Source organism: Wenyingzhuangia sp. IMCC45574, assembly GCF_054182685.1.
In genome coordinates this window covers 3,245,815-3,271,641 of sequence record NZ_CM135169.1, presented here as the reverse complement: position 1 = coordinate 3,271,641, position 25,827 = coordinate 3,245,815, and the positions used below count along the sequence as shown (strand labels likewise).

General features: G+C 33.7%; 27 protein-coding genes and 2 tRNA genes. 24 read left to right on the top strand and 5 right to left on the bottom strand.

Annotated features, from left to right (window positions below):
- The first annotated feature begins 202 nt into the window (after nt 1-202).
- The 7 genes from ACXHHC_RS13780 (at nt 203) to ACXHHC_RS13750 (ending at nt 6,143) form a co-directional block, all read left to right on the top strand.
- On the top strand, nt 203-1,681 hold the full coding sequence (locus ACXHHC_RS13780) for a hypothetical protein (protein ID WP_458226954.1): 1,479 nt from the start codon (nt 203-205) through the stop codon (nt 1,679-1,681).
- Between the two features lie 189 nt (nt 1,682-1,870).
- On the top strand, nt 1,871-3,220 hold the full coding sequence (locus tag ACXHHC_RS13775) for an ApeA N-terminal domain 1-containing protein (RefSeq protein WP_458226953.1): 1,350 nt from the start codon (nt 1,871-1,873) through the stop codon (nt 3,218-3,220).
- Between the two features lie 49 nt (nt 3,221-3,269).
- Nucleotides 3,270-3,491 (top strand): hypothetical protein, encoded by a 222-nt coding sequence (locus tag ACXHHC_RS13770; RefSeq protein ID WP_458229257.1) that lies wholly within the window; start codon nt 3,270-3,272, stop codon nt 3,489-3,491.
- A gap of 454 nt (nt 3,492-3,945) precedes the next feature.
- The gene (locus tag ACXHHC_RS13765) at nt 3,946-4,437 is read left to right on the top strand and encodes a hypothetical protein (protein WP_458226952.1); all 492 of its coding nucleotides are present in this window, start codon (nt 3,946-3,948) and stop codon (nt 4,435-4,437) included.
- A 25-nt stretch (nt 4,438-4,462) separates the two neighbouring features.
- Nucleotides 4,463-4,612 (top strand): hypothetical protein, encoded by a 150-nt coding sequence (locus ACXHHC_RS13760; RefSeq protein WP_458226951.1) that lies wholly within the window; start codon nt 4,463-4,465, stop codon nt 4,610-4,612.
- 75 nt (nt 4,613-4,687) lie between these two features.
- The gene (gene rlmB / locus ACXHHC_RS13755) at nt 4,688-5,431 is read left to right on the top strand and encodes a 23S rRNA (guanosine(2251)-2'-O)-methyltransferase RlmB (protein WP_458226950.1); all 744 of its coding nucleotides are present in this window, start codon (nt 4,688-4,690) and stop codon (nt 5,429-5,431) included.
- A gap of 112 nt (nt 5,432-5,543) precedes the next feature.
- Nucleotides 5,544-6,143, top strand: coding sequence for a PhnA domain-containing protein (locus ACXHHC_RS13750; RefSeq protein WP_458226949.1), 600 nt, complete (start codon nt 5,544-5,546; stop codon nt 6,141-6,143).
- Between the two features lie 217 nt (nt 6,144-6,360).
- On the opposite strand, the gene ccsA is transcribed toward ACXHHC_RS13750, so the two are convergent.
- From ccsA to nrfH, 3 genes are all read right to left on the bottom strand, one after another.
- Entirely contained in the window at nt 6,361-9,492 is a 3,132-nt protein-coding gene (ccsA, locus tag ACXHHC_RS13745) for a cytochrome c biogenesis protein CcsA (RefSeq protein ID WP_458226948.1), read from the bottom strand.
- Nucleotides 9,493-9,575: 83 nt separating this feature from the next.
- Nucleotides 9,576-11,063: an ammonia-forming cytochrome c nitrite reductase gene (gene nrfA / locus ACXHHC_RS13740; RefSeq protein ID WP_458226947.1), complete on the bottom strand. Its 1,488-nt coding sequence runs from the start codon at nt 11,061-11,063 to the stop codon at nt 9,576-9,578.
- Nucleotides 11,064-11,095: 32 nt separating this feature from the next.
- On the bottom strand, nt 11,096-11,701 hold the full coding sequence (gene nrfH / locus ACXHHC_RS13735; protein ID WP_458226946.1) for a cytochrome c nitrite reductase small subunit: 606 nt from the start codon (nt 11,699-11,701) through the stop codon (nt 11,096-11,098).
- 187 nt (nt 11,702-11,888) lie between these two features.
- Here nrfH and ACXHHC_RS13730 point away from each other — a divergent pair, with 187 nt between their 5' ends.
- The 6 genes from ACXHHC_RS13730 to ACXHHC_RS13705 all read left to right on the top strand — a co-directional run bounded on the left by ACXHHC_RS13730 (nt 11,889) and on the right by ACXHHC_RS13705 (nt 17,477).
- Nucleotides 11,889-12,839, top strand: a complete 951-nt coding sequence (locus ACXHHC_RS13730) for an RluA family pseudouridine synthase (RefSeq protein WP_458226945.1) — start codon at nt 11,889-11,891, stop codon at nt 12,837-12,839.
- Between the two features lie 81 nt (nt 12,840-12,920).
- Nucleotides 12,921-13,790: a cupin-like domain-containing protein gene (locus tag ACXHHC_RS13725; protein ID WP_458226944.1), complete on the top strand. Its 870-nt coding sequence runs from the start codon at nt 12,921-12,923 to the stop codon at nt 13,788-13,790.
- Nucleotides 13,791-13,888: 98 nt separating this feature from the next.
- On the top strand, nt 13,889-14,758 hold the full coding sequence (locus ACXHHC_RS13720) for a DUF4349 domain-containing protein (protein ID WP_458226943.1): 870 nt from the start codon (nt 13,889-13,891) through the stop codon (nt 14,756-14,758).
- A gap of 118 nt (nt 14,759-14,876) precedes the next feature.
- Nucleotides 14,877-15,362 carry an RNA polymerase sigma factor gene (locus ACXHHC_RS13715; protein WP_458226942.1) on the top strand — a complete coding sequence of 162 codons (486 nt, stop codon included), beginning with the start codon at nt 14,877-14,879 and terminating at the stop codon, nt 15,360-15,362.
- Between the two features lie 10 nt (nt 15,363-15,372).
- Complete coding sequence (locus ACXHHC_RS13710) at nt 15,373-16,014, top strand: hypothetical protein (protein WP_458226941.1); 642 nt, start codon at nt 15,373-15,375, stop codon at nt 16,012-16,014.
- A 56-nt stretch (nt 16,015-16,070) separates the two neighbouring features.
- Nucleotides 16,071-17,477: an FAD-dependent oxidoreductase gene (locus ACXHHC_RS13705; protein ID WP_458226940.1), complete on the top strand. Its 1,407-nt coding sequence runs from the start codon at nt 16,071-16,073 to the stop codon at nt 17,475-17,477.
- Nucleotides 17,478-17,586: 109 nt separating this feature from the next.
- Here ACXHHC_RS13705 and ACXHHC_RS13700 read toward each other — a convergent pair.
- Both ACXHHC_RS13700 and ACXHHC_RS13695 read right to left on the bottom strand, forming a co-directional pair.
- Nucleotides 17,587-17,672: transfer RNA gene (locus ACXHHC_RS13700), tRNA-Leu, on the bottom strand.
- A gap of 32 nt (nt 17,673-17,704) precedes the next feature.
- A tRNA-Leu gene (locus ACXHHC_RS13695) sits at nt 17,705-17,790 on the bottom strand.
- Nucleotides 17,791-18,036: 246 nt separating this feature from the next.
- On the opposite strand from ACXHHC_RS13695, the gene cyoE reads away from it, so the two are divergent.
- The 11 genes from cyoE to ACXHHC_RS13640 all read left to right on the top strand — a co-directional run bounded on the left by cyoE (nt 18,037) and on the right by ACXHHC_RS13640 (nt 25,814).
- Nucleotides 18,037-18,936 (top strand): heme o synthase, encoded by a 900-nt coding sequence (cyoE, locus tag ACXHHC_RS13690; protein ID WP_458226939.1) that lies wholly within the window; start codon nt 18,037-18,039, stop codon nt 18,934-18,936.
- A 1-nt stretch (nt 18,937) separates the two neighbouring features.
- A complete protein-coding gene (locus ACXHHC_RS13685) occupies nt 18,938-19,525 on the top strand; it encodes a cytochrome c oxidase subunit 3 (protein ID WP_458226938.1) in 588 nt (195 codons plus the stop codon).
- A 60-nt stretch (nt 19,526-19,585) separates the two neighbouring features.
- Nucleotides 19,586-20,563, top strand: coding sequence for a cytochrome c oxidase subunit 3 (locus ACXHHC_RS13680; protein WP_458226937.1), 978 nt, complete (start codon nt 19,586-19,588; stop codon nt 20,561-20,563).
- Nucleotides 20,564-20,601: 38 nt separating this feature from the next.
- A complete protein-coding gene (locus ACXHHC_RS13675; RefSeq protein ID WP_458226936.1) occupies nt 20,602-20,946 on the top strand; it encodes a cytochrome C oxidase subunit IV family protein in 345 nt (114 codons plus the stop codon).
- A 79-nt stretch (nt 20,947-21,025) separates the two neighbouring features.
- On the top strand, nt 21,026-21,679 hold the full coding sequence (locus tag ACXHHC_RS13670; RefSeq protein WP_458226935.1) for a hypothetical protein: 654 nt from the start codon (nt 21,026-21,028) through the stop codon (nt 21,677-21,679).
- A complete protein-coding gene (locus tag ACXHHC_RS13665) occupies nt 21,669-22,364 on the top strand; it encodes an SCO family protein (protein ID WP_458226934.1) in 696 nt (231 codons plus the stop codon). The genes ACXHHC_RS13670 and ACXHHC_RS13665 overlap by 11 nt, the downstream gene beginning before the upstream one ends.
- Entirely contained in the window at nt 22,357-22,881 is a 525-nt protein-coding gene (locus ACXHHC_RS13660) for a DUF420 domain-containing protein (RefSeq protein WP_458226933.1), read from the top strand. Before ACXHHC_RS13665 ends, ACXHHC_RS13660 begins: the two co-directional genes overlap by 8 nt.
- A gap of 155 nt (nt 22,882-23,036) precedes the next feature.
- The gene (locus tag ACXHHC_RS13655; RefSeq protein ID WP_458226932.1) at nt 23,037-23,249 is read left to right on the top strand and encodes a hypothetical protein; all 213 of its coding nucleotides are present in this window, start codon (nt 23,037-23,039) and stop codon (nt 23,247-23,249) included.
- A 41-nt stretch (nt 23,250-23,290) separates the two neighbouring features.
- Nucleotides 23,291-24,076 carry a 16S rRNA (adenine(1518)-N(6)/adenine(1519)-N(6))-dimethyltransferase RsmA gene (gene rsmA / locus ACXHHC_RS13650; RefSeq protein ID WP_458226931.1) on the top strand — a complete coding sequence of 262 codons (786 nt, stop codon included), beginning with the start codon at nt 23,291-23,293 and terminating at the stop codon, nt 24,074-24,076.
- Nucleotides 24,057-25,406, top strand: a complete 1,350-nt coding sequence (gene mgtE, locus ACXHHC_RS13645; protein ID WP_458226930.1) for a magnesium transporter — start codon at nt 24,057-24,059, stop codon at nt 25,404-25,406. The genes rsmA and mgtE overlap by 20 nt, the downstream gene beginning before the upstream one ends.
- Before the next feature lie 9 nt (nt 25,407-25,415).
- Nucleotides 25,416-25,814 carry an EamA family transporter gene (locus ACXHHC_RS13640; RefSeq protein ID WP_458226929.1) on the top strand — a complete coding sequence of 133 codons (399 nt, stop codon included), beginning with the start codon at nt 25,416-25,418 and terminating at the stop codon, nt 25,812-25,814.
- Nucleotides 25,815-25,827: the final 13 nt, after the last annotated feature.

The window sequence follows — 25,827 nt, the reverse complement described above, 5'->3', positions numbered from 1 at the left end:
TCTGGAGTTAAAATGCTAACGAAATAAGATGCTTTTTTATGTAACTTTACCACCTAGCAACAATATTTTCCCATTGAAATTCTTTAACAACCGTTTTCCATTTCTTTTTTTTCTGCTCCTGTGTTTCTTTGCGCACCATGGCCAAGGACAACAGAAAAATACTCGGTTTATTTTAAAAGACACAACTCACACTTCCTTTTCTTTGGTGGGTATAACCAATGCAAAAGACTTAAAAGAACTGTTATATAAAGAAGGCTATTTTTATTTTAAAGCAACTAAAACAGCAAACGACAGTATAGCCCAATATACCATTGCTCTAGGAAAACCAACCAATACCATTTTAATACAAGGCCTTCCTAAAAACATTCAAAAATATATAAAAAGTAAAAAAACAAGCTTGGTCTTAAGGCCTAAAGAGGTTAGTCCATGGATAGAAAATGTAAAACAGTATTTTGACGAACGTGGAGAAAATTTTTCCGAAATACAATTGACCAACCTCATTGTTAAAAACGATACACTGCTATGTAAACTATCTATTAAAAAATCTGAGCAACGAAACATAGACAGAATTGTAATTAAAGGATACCAACGTTTTTCTAAAAGTTTTCTTCGTTACTATATAAAATCTAAAAAACCGTTTAGCAAAGACCTCCTAAAAAATACCGAAGAAAAGATTAACCAACTCAACTTTGTAAAAAACACCAAAGCTCCCGGTGTATTATTCACCAAAGACTCTACCCATTTATATTTGTACCTAACCCGAATTAAAGCCAACAAGCTAGATGCTTTGCTTGGATTTACCACAGAGGACAATGGAAAATTACAATTTAACGGACATGTAGATATTTCTTTGGTAAACGCATTGCACAAAGGAGAGTCTTTTGCTTTTCAATGGAAAAACAACGGACAAGAACAAGAGACTTTTCATTTAAATTTAGAAAGTCCATACATATTTAAAACTCCTATAAATTTTGGTTACCAACTCAACATATTTAAACAAGACAGCACTTTTGTAAATACCAAAAACAGACTTAGTCTTAGTTATCAGCCTCATTACAAACACACCCTGAGTTCCTACTACCAAACAGAAAGCTCTACCGTTTTGGCAGAAACAAGTCCGCTGTTAGGATACCAAAAAAGCTTTGTGGGTTTTACCTACTTATTTAAAGAAGTTAACAACTTAAAATTACCTAAAGTTCAATTTGGCATTGACTATGCTTTTGGTAGCCGCGAGCAAGAAGGCAGCAACACCCAACAGCAAACCCTACAAACCAACGCAATTTACAACATAGAGCTTAGCGCAAACAACCATCTATTTTTACAAAACCGCAGTGCCTATTTATTGTCTAACAACAAAACCACCAACGAACTTTTTAGAACAGGTGGTGCTACCACCCTACGTGGTTTCTTAGAACAAAGCATTTTTGCACACCTCTATAGCTATGCCAATTTAGAGTACCGCTTTTTTACCAACACCGCTAGTTATTTATACGGTTTTAGCGACTATGGTTACTTTAAAAACCTAGCACAAGAAAACAGATTGTTAAGCTTAGGGGTGGGTTATACTTTTGCAACCCGTGGTGGACTCTTAAAAATTAGCTATGCTGTGGGTAAAAGTAACGAATCTGACTTTGACTTAAACACAGGCTTGTTTCATGTAAATTTTGTGACACTTTTTTGATTTAGATACTAGAATTTAGAAGTTAGACAACTAGACTACAGAATCTTATTTTTAATTTAACGTAAAAAGTGCTCGATGCTTCTTTTGAAACTTTTCAACAAAAGCTAACTTTTATCAGAAAAATAGTTTTATAGCTTTTAAAAAAATTAAATTTATGTCTGATAAAAAACTAAAAAGGTGCAATTGCGAATGAATAAAGGATTTGAATGCAAAGGAAAATGGAAGCTTCCTGAAAATAATGATTGGATATTTGGTACATTAACTTTTGACCCAGAATCAGGAGGTCAACTTGAATTGTTCGGGACATTTAATAGAGATATTACAGACCAATCAAGTAAGGAAATAATAATAGGTCTAACAGACTTAGGTGAAATAACTTTAATAGATAACTGGTTCAGTGGTATCAAAACATCCAATGGCATTGTTATTGGGAAATATGAACCAATTAGAATAATAAAAGGACATCACTTTGAAAGTGAAAATGAGATTAATTTTGAAAGGGTAATATTCAAAGTATTTAACTTATTCCAGTGGTTCGATATAACTGGGCAGACTCATGAATTTAAAAACAGTGATAGCACTTCATACTCTATACACTATGATAAAATTAATGAAATACCTTTTGTTATAAATGAAAATTGTAGCGGGGTTATTAGTTTTGATGCTCCAGTCCATTTTCAAAAAAACTACAACTCTGTCTCTCTTAGAGAAGAAGCGTATGTAATGCTTTCATACACTAAGAAGACTAATTATCTTGAGATTATTAAGGATATAACTAATTTTATAGATTTAATTACACTTTTTGCCTTTGAACAAAGCTACCCCATAAGCATTACTTTAAAAGACGCAAATTACACAACCGGAAAGAGACTATTTGAGAAAGAAAAATATATACACCTTTTTTACAAAACATCTTTCTACAATAAAAAACACAAACTAAGACACCCAGGAAATCACGTAGTAAAATACTCGAATATTAATATAAATCTACCTACAATAATTGAAAAATGGTTTACCTTTTACAATGAGATAGAAGATGTTATTTCATTAATGCTTAGTCACTTTAAAACAAAACACTGGTTTTCTACAGATAAGTTTTTGGAAACAATAAAAGCTTTGGAAAGTTTCCATAGAAAATATTATAACAACGAAAGAGTACCGTCTGAACAATTTGAAGCTATTAAATCATCCATTCTTGAACAAGTTGAACTGGAGGAAAACGACATTAAATGGTTAAAAAGTAAGTTAATAGGAAATGAACCTCATCTTGTTAGTCGTTTAAAGGAACTCGTAAATGATAATAAGAATAAATTTATTATTGAAAATATAGAAAGCTTAGATAAATTTTGTTATAAAGTAACTGACTCAAGAAACTATTATACTCATTACTCTCCTCATCTAAAAAAACGTGCTTTAAATGATTCAAAACTTTATGAAATTACAAGAATAAGTAGAGGTTTATTATTTTCATGTATTTTAAAGAAACTTGAAATTGAAAACAACGACTTTGAAGATGGTTTAAAAATTAATCTCTATTAATTAAAAAGCACCTAATAAAACATACAGTTCAAACTCCGAACAAGAAAAAATTAAAGCTTTAAAAGATGCTCTTCAAGAAGGCTTAGACAGTCCTTTGGTTAGAGATTTTAACTTTGACAAGTATATAGAAGAGTTAAAGTCTGGAAGTAAAGCCCCCATGAGTATGGAAGAATACGAAGCTGAAATTGACCAAGCATTAGAAGATTCTAAAAACGAACGAGTGATTAAAGCAACTGATTTGAAAGCTAAAATCAACAAAAAGTATAGTTAAAAATAATTCATATATTCATAGGTAATTGCTAAAAAAGAAGATTACATATGATTGAAATTGATTTAGACAACACTTTTTCTATAGAGGTTAGAATGACACAAAGTCAAAAACATAGACAATGATGGTGATATAAAAATTACCGAAACAATAGTTCATGAAGTTACTGCTACAGTAAAAAATGAAATAAGAAAAGAAATCAACTAACTCAAAAAAATCCACCTCCTTGATCTACCACACAAGCTGTCCTTACTGTAAAAACAACTGGAAATTTCCTTTTAAAATACCCCCTCAAAATAATCAAACATATCAAATCACATGTCCTGAAGGACATAAGTTTTCATTAGACATCTATAACAATCACTTTCAACTATTATTTGAAAATGCACTTTATTCCCTATCGGAAGGCTTTTACATCGAATCATTAACATGTTTTGCTTCTAGCTATGAAAGATTCATGGAATTTTTTATACGGGTAATATATTTTTCAAATAATATTCATGACGATTGTTTTGAAAAAACATGGAAACTACTATCATCAAGATCCGAAAGACAAGTTGGAGCTTTTTTAATCACATATATTCAAGAATTTAAAGAAAAACCACCCCTTTTATCAAATAAAATGACTGAGCTTAGAAACAACGCAATTCACAAAGGCCATATTCCTACAAAAGAAGAATGTATAAAATACGGAGAAGCAATCTTAAATTTTATAAGACCAATAGTATTCTTATTGAAAAAAAATCAGAAATATGCATGGCAGGTTGTTGGATCAGCTAATAACTATGGTCTCAATAATTTTGAAAACAAAAAGTATAGTACTTTTGCAAATCAAATTTTCCCAATCAATAGAATAGTTAGTGAAAGAGACTCATTATCTATTACAGAATTAATGGAGGAACAGCAAAAGCTTATAAAAGCATATTCAATGGCAAAGGACAAAAAGTAAAAATCACATCTCCTATCTTCAGTAAATGAATTCACCAAACTCAGAAAAAGAAAAAATCAAAGCCCTAACAAAAGCTCTTCAAGAACGTATAGATAGTGGAATAGCAAATGATTTTAACCCTAACATGTATTTAAATTGGTTAAATACAAGAAATCAGAATACTACAAATAATTAGTGGACTCATATAGAATTCCATCGATACTCAATACCTGATACTTGCTACTCTATACCAAAACACTACCTTTGCAGCATGGAAGAAAAACAAACCTCTAAGATATTTGGAATTCGTGCTATTATAGAAGCTATTCATGCAGGAAGTTCCATAGACAAAGTCTTTTTACAAAAAGACGTGAGCGGAGCTTTAATGAACGAGCTAAAGCAACTTATAAAAACGAACAACATTACTTCTAGTATTGTTCCTGTGGAAAAGCTAGATAGAATGTCTAGACATAGCAACCACCAAGGAGCGGGTGCTTTAATTGCTCCTATTTCTTTTTACGATTTAGACGGTTTAATTACCAGTACTATAGAAAAAGGAGACACGCCTTTGTTTATTTTACTAGATCAAATTTCGGACGTTCGTAATTTTGGTGCTATTATTCGTACAGCAGAATGTACAGGTGCGCACGGAATTATTATTCCAAAAAGCGGAAATGCTCCTATTAACGGAGAAACAGTAAAAACCTCTGCAGGTGCTGCTTTTAATGTACCTATTTGTAAAGTAGACCACATTAAAGATGCTATTTTTATGTTGCAAGCCGCAGACATTCAAATAGTTTGTGCTACCGAAAAAACAGAAGACACCATTTTTGATGTTGACTTTAAACAACCAACTGCCATTGTTATGGGATCCGAGGATAGAGGTATCAATCCATCGGTATTAAAATTAGCAAGTGCCAAAGCAAAATTACCTTTGTTAGGTAGAATTGGTTCGTTAAATGTGTCTGTTGCTTGTGGTGCATTTTTATACGAAGCGGTGAGACAACGAATGTAGCTTTCGCTACAGCTGTAAGCAATAGGCTTTACGCATTAGGCTTACACAACAACAAAATCTCATTACAAAACAGCACATAGCTTAGAGCATACAGCCTAAAGCCTTCTAAAAAATGAATATAACTGAAGAATTAATCCAACGAAGCGGAAATAAATGTGAATTGTGTGGTGCTACGCACGATTTAAGTGACATTAGACTAAAACCTAGTTTAAACGATACTTTGGAAACCAATATTTTGGTATGCGGTACTTGTAAGGATCAGATTGAAAATCCTGAAAACATGGATGCCAACCACTGGAGGTGTTTAAACGATTCTATGTGGAGCGAGCACAAAGCCGTGCAGATTACCGCTTGGAGAATGCTGCAACGTTTGCGTGGTGATGGATGGCCACAAGACTTACTAGACATGATGTACTTAGAAGATGCTGACTTACGTTTTGCAGAAGCTACAGGAGATCATTTAAGCGAAGATGAAAAAATTATTCACAGAGATTGTAATGGTGCTACATTAGAAGCTGGTGATAGCGTAACCATGACCAAAGACAAAGATTTAAAAGGGGCTGGTAGTTTTACCATTAAAAGAGGAACGGTAATCCGTAACATTTCTTTGGTACACGACAATGCTACACAAATTGAAGGAAAAATAAACGGAACCAGCGTAGTCATCTTAACCAAATACTTAAAGAAAATAGGTGCTGATCAGCAGGGATAGTAAGCAATAGGCAGTAGGCAGTAGGTAGTAGGTAGTAGGTAGTAGGTAGTAGGTAGTAGGTAGTAGGTAGTAGGTAGTAGGTAGTAGGTAGTAGGTAGTAGGTAAAAATCGAAATTCTGAACTCGTAATTCGTAATTAACTCAGAAAAATACACTTAACCCAACCATTCAACTGTTACTCCACATACACAAAAAGTATACATTATAAAAAAGCAGAGCTATCGCTCTGCTTTTCTTTGTTGTTTGCTTATCAACTTTGGCAAAATTGCCAATACAAACATCAACACTATTAAAACATATACAAAATTAGGGATAGGTACAGGATCTCCTGTTGCATAACTGTGCAAACCTGTTAGGTAGTAGTTCACCCCAAAAGAAGTCATTATGATAGACCAAAAAGCAAACATACTTACCAAATTCAGCACATACTTATTATTAAAAGCTGGAATAAAGCGTAGGTGTAACACTACTGTATAAACAATAATACTAATCAAAGCCCACGTTTCTTTAGGATCCCAAGCCCAGTATCTTCCCCACGACTCATTTGCCCAAACTCCTCCTAAAAAGGTTCCTACAGAGAGTAAAAACAAACCAACCGTCATAGACAATTCATTGATATAACTCAGCTCCTTAATTTTTACTTTGATGATTTTTGCATTCTTCCCTTTCTGAAAATTCATCAGGATTAAAGCCATCATTCCCAACACACAAGACAAACCTAAAGGTGCATAGCTACTCACAATAGTGGCTACGTGTATTTTTAACCAATAAGACTTTAGCACTGGCATTAAATTGGTAATTTCTGGATTGATCCAATCCAAGTAGCTTACCAACAATAACACCCCTGTAAACAAGGTAGCCAACGGCAAAGCAAAGTCAGATTTCTTATGCACTAGCAAGCCGCTTAACAACAATCCCCAAGCTACAAACACCAACATTTCGTATCCGTTACTCCAAGGTGCATGCCCAGAAATATACCATCGTAAGCCAATGTTAAAAGCAAATACCAAGAAAGAAACTACGGTTAGTAAAAAAACTACAAACCACACATGCTCCAGCCACTTTTTCTGATTGAAAATTCGGACAATCGCTAACACCAACAACACCAGTCCCAAGGTAAAATAAGCTTGAAACAACCAGAAGTTCAAGTTGAATTTATTGTACCATATTTCAGCTTGCACTTTCTCTTTTGATGGAATAATATCTTTAGAAATCTCTGTCTGATACAAATCTACATAAGAGATCAACTGCAATACCCCTGCCCAATCTTGTTGTTTGGCTTTAGAAAATAAATCGGATACTACTCCTTTGCAAAAAGCAGCATCTTCTGCATCGTAATCCTCAAAGTGATGTTTATGACTGTACCAAGTGTGATTTTTATCCAAACGGTTTGGGAAAATCTTTAGGTAATTCCCCAACAGGACATTGTATAGAATATTAAAGCGTTCGTCTACTTTAATAATTTCTTTGTCCGTTTCGTTTCGTTCCGCAGGCTTCTTCTGATTGGATGCCACAATCGCCTCCGATAATTTATACGCTCCTGCCTCCTTTAGTAAATCTTTAAACGCTAAGCGTTTTTTATCTTTTAACTCCGCTAAAACAGGACTTAACTTTTTTCCGTTTGCCTTTATCACTGGAATTCCTTGCCACAATTCAGGATACATATGAAACATTAAAAACACCTGAACCGCATTGCATTTATAAACTGTTCCTTGATACTCGTATTTATAATAGGGCTTTCCCGAAATCTTTCTTAAAAACTCCAAAGCCAAGGTGTTTACGGGTTTAATTCTACCATCTAAATCTTGCACCAACAAAGCACCAAATTCTTCTGCCACCGGGGCCGGAATCTTTAATTGGTGTAATGATTTTGAAATGATTTCAGCATCGGAATTCGGATTTGCAAACAGCCCATTCCCCCACAACAAAGCCAACAGCACCACTGCTGTTTTTAGTTTTTTAAGCTTGTTTACAATCACCCTAAAACGAGTTTGTCTTCCAAAAAGTGTAAAAAACATTCCAACCGTCATCAAGAAATATCCTACATACGTAACATTGGTTCCTATTGCATCGTGATTAACAGATAGCACCGTTCCTTTTTCATCGGTATCGTAACTCGCCTGAAAAAAACGAAAGCCTTTATAATCCAACACATTGTTCATATAAATCCTAAAAGGCATGGTTTCCGCTCCATCTATTACCGTTACCTCACTGGCATACGAAGACGGACTCGTAGAACCTGGGTATTTTTCTAACTGAAAATCGTTTAGCTGTACTTTAAACGGTAATTCTAAAGCTTTAGAACCATAAGACAAATCAATTTGGATACCCGCCAATTGTACATTGCTCTTTGCTGCCAAAAAACCCTCTCTATACAACAAGGGAACGGTCTCTAATCGATCGCCTACTTGTACATCTGCCAACACTACATCGTCTAACTCTTTTTTGTTTTGAGAAATACCTGCTGGATTTACAGACTCCACCTCTATTTTTCCATGCTCTACAAACTGATTAGGAACAATGGCCAAACTCCCCATTTTATACAAGGTCTTTACAAAAAATGGATGTTTTTTATGAGACTCTAAGCTACCCGCTTCTTGAGTCATCATTTTGTAATACTCTATTTTTTTATCTCCAACCACTTCTAAACTACCTTCTTTAGAGGTAATGGCTATATTAGTAAGCTCCTTGCAATTAAACCCAATGATTAGTTTATCACTTCCAACGGTTTTATAGTTTCCAGATTTTATAAAAATAGTTTCCTTTCCTATTCCATAAGAAATTACCAATTCTAGAATTTGCTCATCACTCTGTTCATCTTCTATCAACACTGGAACAGCATCTACCACATAACGTAAATTCCCTATTTTAATAGCAGAATTATCCAAAGTAGTCTCTAGTGAATAACGACTTTTCTTTACGTTAGACAATCCTAATTTCTCTATTATACGAATAGAATCTTGCCCAGCTCTTAACTGAATTTGCAAATAATTATCGCCAGAAATAACAGTGCTTTCAGCCTGTCCTTCTCTAATTCTTAACATCCCTCCATAAGAAGTATATCTTGTAATTCCAGCTCCAATAACAATAATGATAAAAGCCACGTGAAAGATTAAAACCGCCCACTTTTCTTTTCTAAATAATTGATACTTAAAAATGTTGGCTACAAAAGAAAGTGCCAAGCCCACCATTACGACCTCGAACCACCAAGTCTCGTAAATATACACCCAAGCAGCCTTGGTACCGTAATCATTTTCTACAAACGTAGCCCAAGCCATGGCAACTGAAAAAATCAGCAATAACAAAATAGCCAATATGGGGGATGAAAAAAATTTATATAGTTTTTTCATAAATTTCTATTTTGAATACATACAAAACATGCCCAACATGTTAACAACTCACATCAGGCATGTTTTTAAAACAACAACAACTATTACTGAAGCGTTTTTACTACTATTTTCGCTTCTCTCTTTTTAGCTTCTTCCATCCATTTAGGTAACAGATTTTTCTTGAAATAAGCTTTTTCTTTATTCAGTTTCTTCATGTCCAAACCAATATACTCTTGTGCTTTTTCTTTTGATGTAATATCTGGTACTGGAACTTCTTTGTTATATCCTAAATCTGCCAACAGTCTGGCTAGTTTTACCCTACCTTTTTGCACAATATCTAATCCGCTACCAATAACTCTTGCAGTTTCTACTGGCGAGTGGAACGAAGCACCATGAGATGCAGCCGCATAATCCCACCTCCATTGCGCATGACGAATGTCTTGTAAAATATCTTTCATCTGAGCTTCTGTTGCTCCTAAATCCCAGGCTTTTTTAGCCTCTACATGAAACTTCACTAAGAAATCTTCTAATTTAATTCTGTTTTCAGTTGCTTTTTGCTGTCTCTCGTACACGTTTTCAATCAACTTGTCTTTGTCTTCTCTGTGACATACCTGACATGAATTTGCAACATTGTTTAAAGGCGACTGAATGTGGTGATCTGTATACTTCTGTCCTCCTTCGCTCTTGTAAGGCATATGACAGTCTGCACAAGAAACTCCTCTATCTGCATGCACTCCAGTTAAATATGTTTCGTAACCTGGGTGCTGTGCTTTTAGCATTGGAGCCTTACTTAGCTTATGTACCCAATCTTTAAAGTCTAAATTGTCGTAGTATTTTTCCATAGCCTCTACACTCATTCCGTTCTTCCATGGAAACTTTAAGTAAGGAACTCCCTCTTTACCTGGTATTTTTTTATCAAAATAATATTCTACGTGACACTGTGCACACACTAAAGATCTCATTTCTTGGTGAGAAGCCTTTTTAATGTCTTTCCCCATTGCCTCAAAAGCCTCTACCAATGCAGGCCTAGTTATGGTTAATTTCATAGTTTTAGGCTCATGACAATCTGCACATCCTATAGGGTTTTTAATCTCGTGTCCTTTGTCTGCCCATTTTCCTTTGTAGAATTCAGCCACTCCTTTTTCGTTCATCAACCTTGGTACATCTGGACTCTTACAGGTCCAACAAGTAGCTGGCATTGGTCCGTCTCCTTTTCCTTTAGGACCTCCTGTACGTAAAGTATTATGTATATCTGTTACTGCATTCATGTGCCCTCCCCCTTGATTGTAATCTTTAGAGAAACCATAACCTGCCCATAGCACTACCAAACGAGGATCTTCTTCTAACATATCTCTCATTTTAGAACCACCTTGGTAAGATGCAAAACTAGTATCTGCTGTTTTTAAGTACGATTGATACTCCTTTGGGAAATTATCTCCCCACACTTCGTTTCTAGGTTCATTTTCGTTAATTTCTACCTGAGGCAAGTACTTATACTTGGCCTCGTTCTTTCTATTTATAATACTAGAAGCCAATAACCCTAGTAAAAAAACAGTAGCAATAGATACCGCGAATAATAGTTTGTTTTTCATCTGTCTCTAATTTTATCTAGATATTTTCTTTGTTAGTTTTCTTCTTTTATTTTTTGTTCCAACCAATCTGGCACAACCGTTTCTTGAACATCTGTAGGTATTGGAGCAATGTTATATTTCACCGTAGAAATACCATGTACTCTTCCATGAGGCACTTCTTTATGGCATGTCCAACACTGTCTTTCTGTTCTATTTTCTTTATGATGTTTAAATGCTCCGTCTAATTTTGTTTGCGTTACCTGATTTTGATGGCAACGAACACAATTATTCTGAACAACTTCTTGCGAAGCTTTTCGCATATGCATTACTTCTGGTTCTGCTCTTAGCGTAAAGATGGAAGCATGCCTAAGACCATCCATTGCTTTGAAATAGTACTTCTTTACAACACTTTCGTGCGGTACATGACAATCGTTACAACTGGCCCACTCTCTATGGGAACTATGCATCCAGCCGTTGTATTCTGGAACCATTACATGGCAATTAATACAAGCTTTAGGATCGTCGGACATATAAGAAATCACTTCCGACTCTTTGGCCATAAACAGTCCAATACCAAATACAATGGCTATAAACAACACTGCAATAGATCGCCATTTGGTGTTTTTCTCTGGTAAAACCTTTTTAGATATCTTATTCAACTTTATATATTTTTTTGAGTTTTACTACGCTAACAATGTTTTGTACTACTTTTGCTTTACACGTTGCCAACTTCACTTTGTCTTTCTTTAACATTGGTAAAATTATGTTGTAAAGTCAGCAGTGAATATGATATTTATCAGCAAACGAAATAAAAAAAGGACAAAAAAGTATTTTATAAGTTAACTCATGGAATTTCAGAATTTTAAAACCTCAATTAAATCCGTTTGCAGTCCACTGCCTGGAAGTATTCCATATGCAACCAAATACAGACTCCCCGTTAAGAAAAAATACGAGGGTTATACCGTTATTGACTTTTTTTTAGAAGTAGTCCCTAGATCTACCAAAGACTTATGGTTAAATAAAATTAAAAATGAAACTTTGCTAATAAATGGCAAACCTGCTAAGGAAAACGACATTTTAAAAGGAGGTTACATAACAGAACATACCTCGGACCCCAAAGCAGAGCCCAATGTTTCTGTAGCTATAGACTTGCTATATGCAGACAATGCTATTATTGTTATTAACAAACCAGCCCCACTTCCTATGCACCCTAGCGGAAGGTTTAACAAAAACTCATTGACTAAAATTTTAGAGCTTGCTTTTCCAAAAGAGGATCTTAAAATTATACACAGGCTAGATGCCAATACTACAGGAATTGTAATTCTAGGAAGAAACAAAGAAATTGTAAATACTATTGGTACACAATTTGAAGAGAAATCTACGACTAAAAAATATTTGGCAATGGTAGAAGGAATTGTAGCAAAAGACTGGTTTGATAGCACCACCAAAATAGGAACCGAAAAAACAGCAGGTGGAGGAAGAGCCTCTAGCGAAGAAGGACAGGAAGCTTACACAGAGTTTAAAGTACTAGAAAGAAGACATGCAACAAACGAAACTCTGTTAGAAGTAACACCGCATACAGGAAGAACCAATCAGATACGTTTACACTTAGCAACCATGGGCTATCCTATAGTAGGAGATTATGGATACAAAGATTCCAACTATTTTAAAAACAACCCACTTACGTACACAGACGACTGCTTATTTCTACATGCCTGGAAGTTAAGCATTCAGCATAATTCTAGCACCATGAACTTAATTGCTCCTCCCCCAAAAAAATTCTTGTTCCAACAATAATAACTCCAAATTATTTTTAGTCTCCTAAAAACTTGTAATTTTACAATCAAAGAACGCTAAAAAAGTAAATATTCAACCGTTATGAATTTACAACTCAAGTCTGTTGAAGTAGTAGAAAACATAAGCAAAGACGAATTTTACAATGACTACTACAAAAAGCAAAAACCTTTAATTATAAAGGGATTTGCAAAAGAATGGCCAGCTTTTGAAAAATGGAGCTTTGACTACATTGCCGATATTGCGGGCGATATTGAAGTCCCTTTACACGGAGACAAACCTCTAGATGCAAAGAAAAAGTTTAACGGTGCAGACAAGCACATGAAAATGAAAGACTACGTTGCTCTTTTAAAACAAGGACCAACCAAGTATAGAATATTTTTATGGAACGTTTTAAAAGAAATCCCATCTCTTCAAAACGATTTTTCTTTTCCTGAATTAGGAATTCGTTTTATGAAAACCCTGCCTACTTTATTTTTTGGTGGAGAGGATTCTTATACTTTTATGCACTATGATATAGATTTAGCGAACATTTTTCACTTTCATTTTGAAGGAAAAAAACAATGTATCTTGTTTGACCAAGAACAAACACCTTATTTATACAAGCTACCCAACTCTTTAATTTCTAACAGAGATATAGATTTTTCTAATCCAGATTTTGAAAAATTCCCAGCCCTAAAAAAAGCAAAAGGTTTTATTGCCAACTTAGAACATGGAGATGCTTTATATATTCCCGAAGGTTATTGGCATTACATGAAATACATTACTCCTGGTTTTTCTATGAGCTTAAGAAGTATTGCTAGAAACCCTAAATACTTAGCACAGACTTTTTACAATTTTACGGTAATGATTCCTATTGAGAACATTATGAGAAAAACACTGGGAAACAAATGGTTTGAATGGAAATATAAAAAATCGTTTGAAAACACCAGACAATACGAAGAAGCTTCTTAAAAAACATACTACACTCCCATCTTATGATGGGATTTTTTATCTCTATAAACATCTACAATAATTGTCACCTTCATGCGTTTTAGTTCCAAAAACAATCTATGAACACGGAATTAAAAAGGAAAACAAAAAAAATATCACTTTGGCTAAGTATCTCTTTTATTATTTTATTCATTTTTAGACTTGCCTACGGATACAGTTTAAAAATTGAAGAGATTGAAACACCAATGATTGACTCTTTTGAAAGTCTCTCCAACATCCCCCTATCTAATAGAAATTACGCATCTAAAAAACACATTGTAAAGAATAACAATGCTACAGTTAAAGTTGATCAGAAATACGAAAAAATTGCTGATATAAAAACACTGTCAACTGCCTTTGAGAGTGAAGAAAAAAATACACGTAAAAAAATTAAAGACTTTAGTGCCTTAATTCAATTTGAACAAAAAAGTGGAAACAATGGATACCGAAGTTTAAACTTAGTCATTGGTGTTCCTCCAGAAAACTTTGATTCTCTTTATCAACACTTAACAAAAATTGGAAAAGTTAGTTCTAAGCTTATTACCAAAAAAGACAAAACCAACGAGTACAAAGAACTGAATGCAAAAAAACAATCACTAGAAAAGATTCGTACTTCACTTATTTCCCTTAAATCTAAAGGAGGGAAAATAGAAGAGTATATGAATTTAGAAAACCGAATATTAGAAATAGAACAACAACTGCAAGACCTAGGTGTTAGCTTAGGAGATTTTGATGATGAAAATGAATTTTGCACCGTAAATTTCTCATTAAAAGAAACTCGTAAAACCGAAATAGGTACTTTACACAGAATAAAAGTAGCATTGGAATGGACCATTAAAACTCAAATTAAAATTATGTTTGCTCTTTTGCTAATAATCGGATTCTCATATGTATTCGTTAGTTTGATAAACAGTGTAAAATCAAGCAACTTGTTGAATAACAAAAAATAAAATTTTACTACACTTAAATAAAAAGCATTGAAATTTTCTTATAAAATTTCAATGCTTTTTTTATTTTCTAATGTAATAAATTTACTTCTCGGCCACTAAATAGTAAAACACTATGTAAATGAGTAGCGATTTTTACACAACCCACATACTCCCCATAGCTCCTATAATTATTAAGATATGTAGGGCATACACCCATTCTCAAGAAGACTTTGAGGATTACTATCAGGAAGTATGCTTGCAAATATGGAGAAGCAAAGACAACTTTAACAAACAATCTAAGTGGTCTACGTGGGTGTACAGACTTACCTTAAATGTCTGTATGACTTTGTTAAAGAAAAAGAAAAACAACCATCAGAATTTTGCTTCGGATTACATTCCCATAGAAGCCAGTGAAGAAAGTTTTGCTTTTGAAGACGAATCTTTAAACCAACTCTACAACGCAATTCGCCAATTATCCGAAATAGACAGAGGAATTATCATGCTGTATTTAGAAGAAAAATCATACAAAGAAATTGCAGAAATTACTGGAACAAACACCAACAGTGTAGGCGTTAGAATTACCAGAATTAAAGACAAACTAAAAAAAATCATAAACCAACAATAAAACCAAAAAGATGAATAATAAATCAATAGAAGATATTTGGAAAGAAGGTTTTGTAAAAGAAAACGACTTAGTAGCACCTAAAATAAACAACCTATACAATCAAAAATCTAAGGGTGCCGTAGATAAATTCTTTCAGATAGGAAAAATTAACATCATAGGAATTATAGTTGCTGCAATTGTAGTTTTAATTGGCTCTTATTTTATGGAAACCCTTGTTGCAGGAGGATTGATCTTTGCACTTCTACTTTGGTTTGCATACTACAGTAAAAAACAAGCAGACATTCTAAAAAAATTAGACAAAGGAATGAATAGTTACGATTATATAAAAACAGTAAACGAATGGGTTAGAGAGAGCACTATTAAGTACGTTAAAATCTATCGTTTTTTCTACCCTTTATTTTTTATTATTTTTTTTCCTGGTGTGTGGTATTCTAAATACGGAAAAATTGTTACCGAAAAATTCCTTCGTAAATTCCCTAATACAGATACTTTCTTAAACGTCCCTAGCTTTAACTATATAATTCTAGCTGTAGTCGTTTTGCTTTTAATTGTGTTTGCCAAAAAAATATTTCAATTAGACGTTACCTTAGTCTACGGAAGAGTTTTAAAGAAATTAGAAACTTTAGAAAAGGATATGGAGAAGCTTAGATAAACTTTAAGCTGTAAACAAAACCAATCCGTGTCGACTATAAAGAAAAAATACTTTACATGATTGATATTATTTTATACGGTGCTGATTGGTGCCCAGATTGTAGAAGGGCAAAATCGTACTTTGACAGCAACAATATTACGTACCACTTTGTTGATGTTGACTTAGATAAAGACGCTACCGAAAAAGTAGAAAAAATAAATAATGGAAAAAGAATTATACCAACCTTAATTATAAATGGTAAATCTTATACCAATCCCGACAATGCAAAACTGGCTTCTGTATTGGGAATTACAGACAAAGGTCAGCTTACCTTGTTTGGTGCCGACTGGTGTCCGGATTGTAGAAGAGCCAAGAGTTATTTAAACGACAATGGCATTAATTTCCAGTTTATAGATGTAGACACGCACCAGTGGGCTACAGACAAAGTAGAAGAAATAAATAAAGGAAAAAGAATAATTCCTACCATTCTTCTAAATGGAGAGCCACATACAAACCCAGACAATGCCAAATTAAAAGAGCTATTAGACATAGATACCACCAAAGAACAAAAAGTTTACGACAGTATTATTATAGGTGGTGGTGCAGCTGGTTTAACAACAGCTATTTATGCTCAAAGAGATAGGTTTGATACTTTAATTTTAGAAAAGAAAAACATTGGAGGGAATGCTTTCTTAACCGAAAAAATAGAAAACTATCCTGGATTTACAGAAATATCGGGTCCCAAGTTAATGGAACGTATGGAACACCAAGCAGTTACCTATGGTGCCACCATTAATACAGGAGAAGAGGTTACTGCTATTAAAAAACAAGGAGATTTGTTTGAATTAAAAACAGCCCTAGGAGACTATAAATCTAAAACAGTGGTGTTATCTACAGGCTCTACTTATAGAAAATTAGGAATTCCTAACGAAAACGAACTTATAGGATCTGGTGTTCACTTTTGCGCTACTTGCGACGGTGCTTTTTACCGCGATAAAGAAGTTATTGTTATTGGTGGTGGGAATTCTGCCTTAGAAGAAGGTATTTTTTTAGCAGGCTTTTGTAAAAAAGTAAAAATTATAAACCGATCTCCAGAGTTTAAAGCATCTAAAACCTATATAGAGAAATTAGAAACCATAGAAAATATTGAAGTCTACGCTAACAATACACCTTTAGAATTCACCAAAGATGAACGCGATTTATTTCAGGGAGTTTTGGTAAAAGACAACACAACAGGAGCTACAAAAGAAATTAAAGCAGACGGAGCTTTTATTTTTATTGGCTTAATTCCAAACACCAAAAGTTTTAAAGGCTTGGTAAACTTAAACGAACAAGGTTTTATTACCACAGAAAACTTAGCCGAAACCTCTGTTAAAGGAATTTTTGCTGCCGGAGATTGTAGAGAGGGAGCCATTGCACAAGTTGCTGCTGCTACAGGAGAAGGTGTACTTGCCAGTTACGGAATTAGAAACTACCTAAAATAGTAGTATCCTTTACACCACTTACAAAACATCCTATTTCTTATAGGGTGTTTTTTTATGAAACAAAACTGCATAAAAAAAGCCTTATCAAAATTAATTGATAAGGCTTTAGTACAGAAGATGGGACTTGAACCCATACGGACATTACTGTCCACTGGATTTTAAGTCCAGCGTGTCTACCAATTCCACCACTTCTGCGTGTGTAAACTATAGGCTTTCTAATATCTTTGTACAGAAGATGGGACTTGAACCCATACGGACATTACTGTCCACTGGATTTTAAGTCCAGCGTGTCTACCAATTCCACCACTTCTGCATCTAGTTTACACTAAATATTTTGGTATGTTTTGTACAATGTTTTTAAGAACTTTCACGTTTTGCAAACGCGAGTGCAAATATAAGAGTTATTTCTGTTCTCAAAAAAATAATTCGCCTTTTTTTTCTATTTTTTTTCATTTTAAAAAATCCACTTTAAATACTACCCAGAGAATTAAATGAATAAGTTCAATTTCTAAGTAAAAAGAATCCCTATCTTTGCCAAAATTTTCGAATCAACGAATACATGTCTAAAGTAGATACTTCTATAGAACAACCTAAGAACAGTTTTATTAGCGATTTTAAACAATTGACTAAACTAGGACTTTCTTTAAGTGTCGTGTTTTCTGCAGTTGCAGGATATTTAATAGCTGTTGACTCTATTGATTATAAGATTGTTTCTCTATTGGCTATAGGTGGTTACCTTATGGTTGGAGCATCTAATGCTTTTAACCAAATTATAGAAAAAGATATAGACAAACTAATGAAGCGTACGCAGAACAGGCCCTTACCAACAGGAAGGTACTCTGTAACTACTGCTTTAATTATTGCAATTACCTTTACCATATCAGGATTGGGTATCTTATATTATATAAATGAAAAGAGCGCACTTTTTGGTGCCATCTCTATATTTTTATACACCTGTGCCTACACTCCGTTAAAAGGAGTTACACCTTTGGCTGTTTTTGTAGGAGCATTTCCTGGTGCAATCCCTTTTATGTTAGGTTGGGTAGCAGCTACCAATAGTTTTGGTATAGAAGCAGGTATTTTATTCATGATTCAATTCTTTTGGCAATTCCCACACTTTTGGGCCATTGGTTGGTTGGGACATGATGAGTATCAAAAAGCAGGATACAATTTATTACCAATGGGAAGAAGAGATAAAAAAGCAGTGGTACAAATAATACTGTACACCTTTATGCTTATTTTCTCGTCTATTATTCCTGTGTTTAAGAAAACTGGTGAATTGTATATATTTCCATTAACAGCGGTACTTATTTTTATTTGCGGTGCCATTATTTTGTACTATGCTGTTCTTTTATACAAAGACCTAAGTAAAAATACGGCCAAAAAATTAATGCTGGCAAGTGTATTTTACATCACCGTAATTCAAATTATTTACATCATCGATAAATTCCTTCATTAAAATGGAAAAAGCAATAACTGTAGATCAAGAATTAAAAGTAGCTAGAAAAAAAGCTGCAAAACCTATGTTATGGGTTTCTTTGGTAAGTATGACCATGATGTTTGCAGGTTTGGTAAGTGCTTATGTTATTAGTAGCAACAGAGAAGACTGGGTTACTTTTGATTTGCCAGCTTCTTTAATTACAAGTACTGTATTAATTGTAATTAGTAGTATAACAGTTCAATTGGCTGTTTTCTTTGGAAAAAAAGAAAACACTACGCTAACTACTTTATTATTACTAATTTCGCTGGGATTAGGAATTGGATTTATAGTTTCTCAATTTCTAGGATTTGGTGAACTAAAACAGTCTGGATTATTTTTTACAGGACCTAAAAGTTTGATCTCTTCATCTATGTTAATGGTGATTGTTTTTACACACCTATTACACATATTTGTCGCTATAATCGTGCTAACTGTAATGTTAGTGAAACAACTTTTAGGAAAATATAAAAATGGAAACACATTAGGGCTTGAACTAGGTAGTATTTTCTGGCATTTTTTAGACTTGCTATGGATAATACTATTTTTGTTCTTTTATTTTAATACTTAATGTAAATTTATAAATTTGCCATTCAAACAAAACAGAACAAACAAACAATAAATAACTCTTATGAAAGCAACAACTGCTGATCAAGTATCGAATGTATGGGAAGGTGGTTCTACAAGACCCTTAGGTGCTAGTTATGGAAAAATGATGATGTGGTTCTTCATCGTTTCTGATGCATTAACTTTTGCAGGTTTCTTAGCCGCTTATGGATTGACTCGTTTTAAATTCATTGATGTATGGCCAATCGCCGATGAAGTATTTACTCACTTTCCATTTATGCACGGAGGAAGTTATCCAATGTACTATGTGGCATTGATGACATTTATCTTAATTTTCTCTTCTGTAACAATGGTATTAGCTGTTGATGCTGGACACCAAATGAAAAAGAACAAAGTAATTACTTATATGTTCTTAACAATTATTGGAGGTATTGTTTTCGTTGGTTCTCAGGCTTGGGAATGGAAAAACTTTATCAATGGAGAATTTGGAGCTGTACAATTACAAGATGGTAAAATTGTTCAATTTGTAAACGCAGAAGGTAAACAAATTGCTTTAGAAGACTTTGCAACACCAAACAACCCTATTGTAGAGCACACACGTAAGAACGGAGTATGGTTCGAAAAAGGTGAGACTACATACGAATATACAACTGCTGGATTAATTGAAGCTTTTAAAAACACTCCAGAAATTGGAATTCGTTTAGAAAAAATTAATGCAGAAACTAAGCAAAAAGAAGTTATTTTAAACAAAGCTGTAGCTTTAAAATACTTAGAAAAATCAACAAGAGTAGTAAGAGGAGCTAACTTAGAGGTAAACGAATATGGTTCTAGCCAATTTGCAGACTTCTTCTTCTTTATTACAGGTTTCCACGGTTTCCACGTAACTTCTGGTATTGTTTTAAACATTATCATTTTTGTTAACGTATTAATGGGAACTTACGAAAAGAGAGGACACTACGAAATGGTAGAAAAAGTTGGATTGTACTGGCACTTTGTAGATTTAGTGTGGGTATTCGTATTTACATTCTTCTACTTAGTTTAATCAACAATTATTAAAGACACAAACAACATAATTATATTATGGGACAACACGAATCAAACACTAAGTTAATCTGGCAAGTTTTCGGATTCTTATCATTAGTAACTATTGTAGAAGTAGCTTTCGGTATTGTTAAACCTCACTGGATGCATTATTCTAACTTTTTAGGAACTTCTATCTTAAACTGGGTTTTCATTATTTTAACAATTGTGAAAGCAGCTGGAATTATGTGGTACTTTATGCACATGAACCACGAGCGTAAAAACTTTGTAGGATCTATTATAGTACCATTAATTATATTAATTCCTTACTTAGTAACGTTATTATTAATTGAAGGTGACTATTTACATACAACTTTAGCTCCTTGGGTGAACTGGAAATACTAATTCTTTTTAGAATTTAATCATACAAAAGGTGGATTTATCCACCTTTTTTAGTACCCAAAATAATTTTAGACCTTAGATCATGAAGAAAAAAGTTATTCTTTCCTTACTATTCATTGGCCCTCTAGCCTTCTTTATATTTCTTTCTTTGGGCGAAGTAAACTTTAAACCTTGTGAGGTTTTTAAAACTGACATTGTAGATGTTGCATCTTTAAACAATGACGCGATCACTTTTAAAGAACACATTAATGTAATTCACTTTTTAGGAAAATATCCAGAGGCAAAAAACACTCAACTGTACAATATCAACGAAGTTGTTTTTAAAAAACTATCAAAGTATAAAAAGTTCCAATTAATTTCTTTTTATGTTGGAGCAAACAATCCTGATATAAAAACAATACAGAAAAGGTTAAACCAAACTGGAGATGATAAATTATTTAAATGGAAATTTGTTTGTTTAGATAGCCTACAAACAACTACTATTTACAATTCTTTAAAAACAAAAACATCTTTAGACTCTAATTTAGCAAGTGACCATGCATTTATAATTGATAAGAAACTACAACAAAGAGGTAGAACAGACGATGATAAAATTGGAGAAGAAGTTTTTGCATATAGTATGCTTTCTGTAAATGACCTAAAAAACAAGTTATTTACAGACGCTAAAAATGTTTTTTACGAACAAGAAGTTTCTACTACTTCTAGAAAAGAAAGATTAGGTAAAGATGAAAAATAAATATTCTTTTGTTGGAATTGCATTTATTGTATTGCTATTTGGTGTTTTTGTTGTTAGAAACTTTAAACATCATACAGAACCCAGGAATAGAGTTACCCAAGCTGCCAAAGAAGAGTCTATAAACCCAAGTGGTTTAACTTACTTTGAGATAAGTGGTGAAACTAGAAAAATGCCTGATTTTATTTTTACCGATCAGAACAATCAAACTATTTCTAATACGGATTACAATGGAAAAGTATATGTAGCGGAGTTTTTCTTTACTACTTGCCCATCCATCTGTCCTATTATGAATAGAAATATGTTAAGTATTGAAAAAGAATTTGGACAACGAAATGATTTTGGAATTGCTTCCTTCACTATCAATCCTAGTGTAGATACTCCTATAAAACTAAAAGAATATGCCGAAAATTACGGAGTGACTAGCCTAAACTGGCATTTCTTAACAGGAGATTTAGACAAAATTCATCATCTTGCTAATAAAGGACTAAATATCTTTGCCGGTATCAACCCAGAAGTAGCAGGTGGTTTTGAACACCAAGGTTTTTTTGCTTTGGTAGACAAAAAAGGATTTTTACGCTCTAGAAAGGATACCTATGGGAATCCTAAAATTTTCTACCAAGGTACAGATAAGAAAGAAGTAGCTCTGTTAATTGAGGATATTAAATTATTATTAGAAAATGAGTAACGAACAAAAAACAACTAGAGACTACAAACAATTAATTACAATCCTATCTATTGCAATTCCGGCTGCAGTAACATTGCTATTTGGAATAAAATTAGATATTAAACTTCCTGTTTTCTTACCTCCTGTTTATGCAACTATTAACGGAATTACAGCTTTGTTATTAGTTGTTGCAATTTTATCTATTAAAAAAGGAAACATTAAGGCTCACGAACTATTTATTAAACTAGCACTGGCATGCTCTGCATTATTTTTAGTAATGTATGTATTGTACCATATGACTAGTAATTCTACCGCTTTTGGAGGAGAAGGTTTTATTAAAATAATCTATTACTTTATATTAATCTCGCACATCGTATTGTCTATTGGTGTTATCCCTTTGGTATTAACTACATTTGTAAGAGGACTAAATAGAGAAGACGAAAAGCATAGAAAGATTGCTAAGTTTGCATTCCCTTTATGGCTATATGTTGCTGTAACAGGAGTAGTAGTGTATGTAATGATTAGCCCGTATTATTAGTAGGCAGTAGGCAGTAGGCAGTAGGCAGTAGGCAGTAGGCAGTAGGCAGTAGGCAGTAGGCAGTAGGCAAAAATCTAAATTCTGAAAACCACAATTAAGAATTAACCTTAAAACTTTATAAACCTAAAAAGGCATAAAGCCTAAAGCCAATATCCATGAAAAAACACATTCTATATATCACTATACTCCTATCCTTCCAAATTGGAAATGCACAATGTGCTATGTGTAAAGCTGTGGTAGAAAATGGTGATTCTGGGTTAGCAAAAGGCTTAAACGACGGTATCGTTACTTTAATGCTAATTCCCTATATTCTAGTAGCTATTGTTGCTTTTGCTTTTTGGAAATATTATAAAAAAACAAAAGAATAGTTCTTGAATCTTTTAATCTATAAATCTTTAAATAAAACAATATGTCTGTAAGAGCAAAAAAACATTTGGGTCAACATTTTTTAACCGATGAAAGTATTGCTAGAGATATTGCTTACATTTTATCTGAAGAAGGTTACAAAGATGTCTTAGAAATTGGTCCTGGTATGGGAGTAATGACCAAATACCTTTTAGAAAAAGATTACACAACCCACGTTGTAGAAATAGATAGTGAGTCGGTAGAATACCTACAGGCTCATTATTTACATCTTGCTCCAAGAATTTATGGAACCGACTTTCTAAAAACCAATCTTAAAGAATTATTCAAAGGAGAACAGTTTGCCATTATAGGAAACTTTCCTTACAACATTTCTAGCCAAATTGTTTTTAAGGCTATTGAAAACAGAGAACTCATTCCTGAATTTGGAGGAATGTTTCAAAAAGAAGTAGCACAGAGAATTTGTGCAGGCCCTGGAAGTAAAACATACGGAATTATTTCTGTGTTGACTCAGGCCTATTACGAAACAGAATATCTATTTACAGTTCCTCCTACGGTATTTAACCCACCACCAAAAGTAGATTCTGGTGTAATGGTAATGAAACGTAAAAAGGAGTTAAACTTAAGCGTACCAGACAAGTTATTTAAACATGTGGTAAAAACTGGTTTTAGTCAAAGAAGAAAAACATTAAGAAATAGTTTAAAAAGTTTAAATCTATCGGATGATTTAAGAACAAAAGCTATCTTTGACAAGCGTCCTGAACAGGTTTCTGTAGAGGGATTTATTGAACTAACTGCTTTAATAGAACAAGATGGAATTTCAAATCAATAAAGATTTTTTCTCTTACGTTTCTGAACTTGTAGAAAAGCAAGAATCAAATAAAATAAAAGAGGTTTTTGAAGAGGTACACTATGCCGATTTAGCCGAGTTTATTGAAGAAGTTGATTTTGAACTTGCCATTTCCATTATTAAAATATTAGACTCCGAAAAAACATCTGATGCAATTGCTGAATTGGATGAGGATGATCGTGAAGAAATATTAAGCGGTTTATCATCTGATGAAATTGCAAAGGAACTAGATGAGCTGGACTCTGATGATGCTGCCGATGTAATAGCAGAACTTCCCGAAGCTCAGAAAAAAGAGGTAATCTCTAAAATAGAAGACGTAGAACACGCAAAAGATATTGTAGATCTTTTACGCTACGACGAAGATACTGCTGGAGGTTTAATGGGAAAAGAGTTGGTAAAAGTTAAACAACACTGGACCAACATGCGTAGCATTAAAGAAATGCGTTTGCAAGCTACAGATGTAGAAAAAGTATACACCGTATATGTGGTAGACGAAAACGATGTTTTAAAAGGACGTTTGTCTTTAAAAAGCTTGTTAACTACCTCTACTAAAAGCTTGGTAAACGATGTGTACTCTCCTTCTATTACTTCTGTAAAAGTAGACGACAAAGCAGAAGACGTAGCTAAGATTATGCAAAAATACGATTTGGTGGTAGTAGCTGTAGTCGACGAAATGAATCGTTTGGTGGGGCAAATTACCATTGATGATGTTGTAGATATTATTATAGACGAAGCCAAAGAAGATTACCAAATTGCAGCAGGTATTACCGATGATGTAGAAGCGAGTGACTCTATTATTGAACTGACAAAGGCACGTTTACCTTGGTTAATTTTAGGTTTGTTTGGTGGTTTAGGAGCTGCAGCCATTATGGGGGGTTTTGAAGAAACATTAAGCAAATTCCCTATATTATTCTTCTTTACACCGTTAATTGCCGCTATGGCTGGTAACGTTGGTGTACAGTCCTCTGCTATTATAGTACAAGGTTTGGCCAACGACAACATTAAAGGAAGTTTATGGGATCGTTTGTTTAAAGAAATTGGATTAAGCTTAATTAACGGTATTGTTTTAGGCTGTCTAGTAATTGCCTACGGATTCATTCAAGATTTTCAAATACTAACAACCTTAACAATTTCTATTTCTTTAGTTATTGTAATTATTATAGCAGCGTTAATAGGAACTTTTGTACCTATTATTCTAGACAAGCGAGGAATTGATCCTGCATTAGCAACTGGCCCCTTTATTACCACTAGCAATGATATTTTTGGAATATTTATCTACTTTATGATTGCTAAAATGATGTTACCTATATAAGTTGATTAGATGTCTATACTATACGCACTTTTAGCCATGCTCTTTTTTGGAGTGGCTGTATTCTTTTACAAACAAGGAACTCCATTTTTCTCTACAGGTCTTGGTGCTACCATTTTTATTTTAAGCCACATGATTGTATTAGGGGTGTTATCTTTGGTAGAAAAAACAAAATACGACGGCAAACACTTTAAGTACATTGCTTTGGGTGGGTTTTTAGGAGGTTTGGCACAGGTATGTTTTTTCTTGGCTATGAAACACGGAAAACTAAGTACCGTTGTACCTATTAGAAATTTAGCCTTGCTTATTACCATAGGACTGGGTGTAATTTTCCTTGGCGAACAATTAACACCAATTAAAATAGTTGGAATTATATTAGGTTTAATTTCCGTTATTTTAGTGACTCTTTAAACCAAATTCTCTC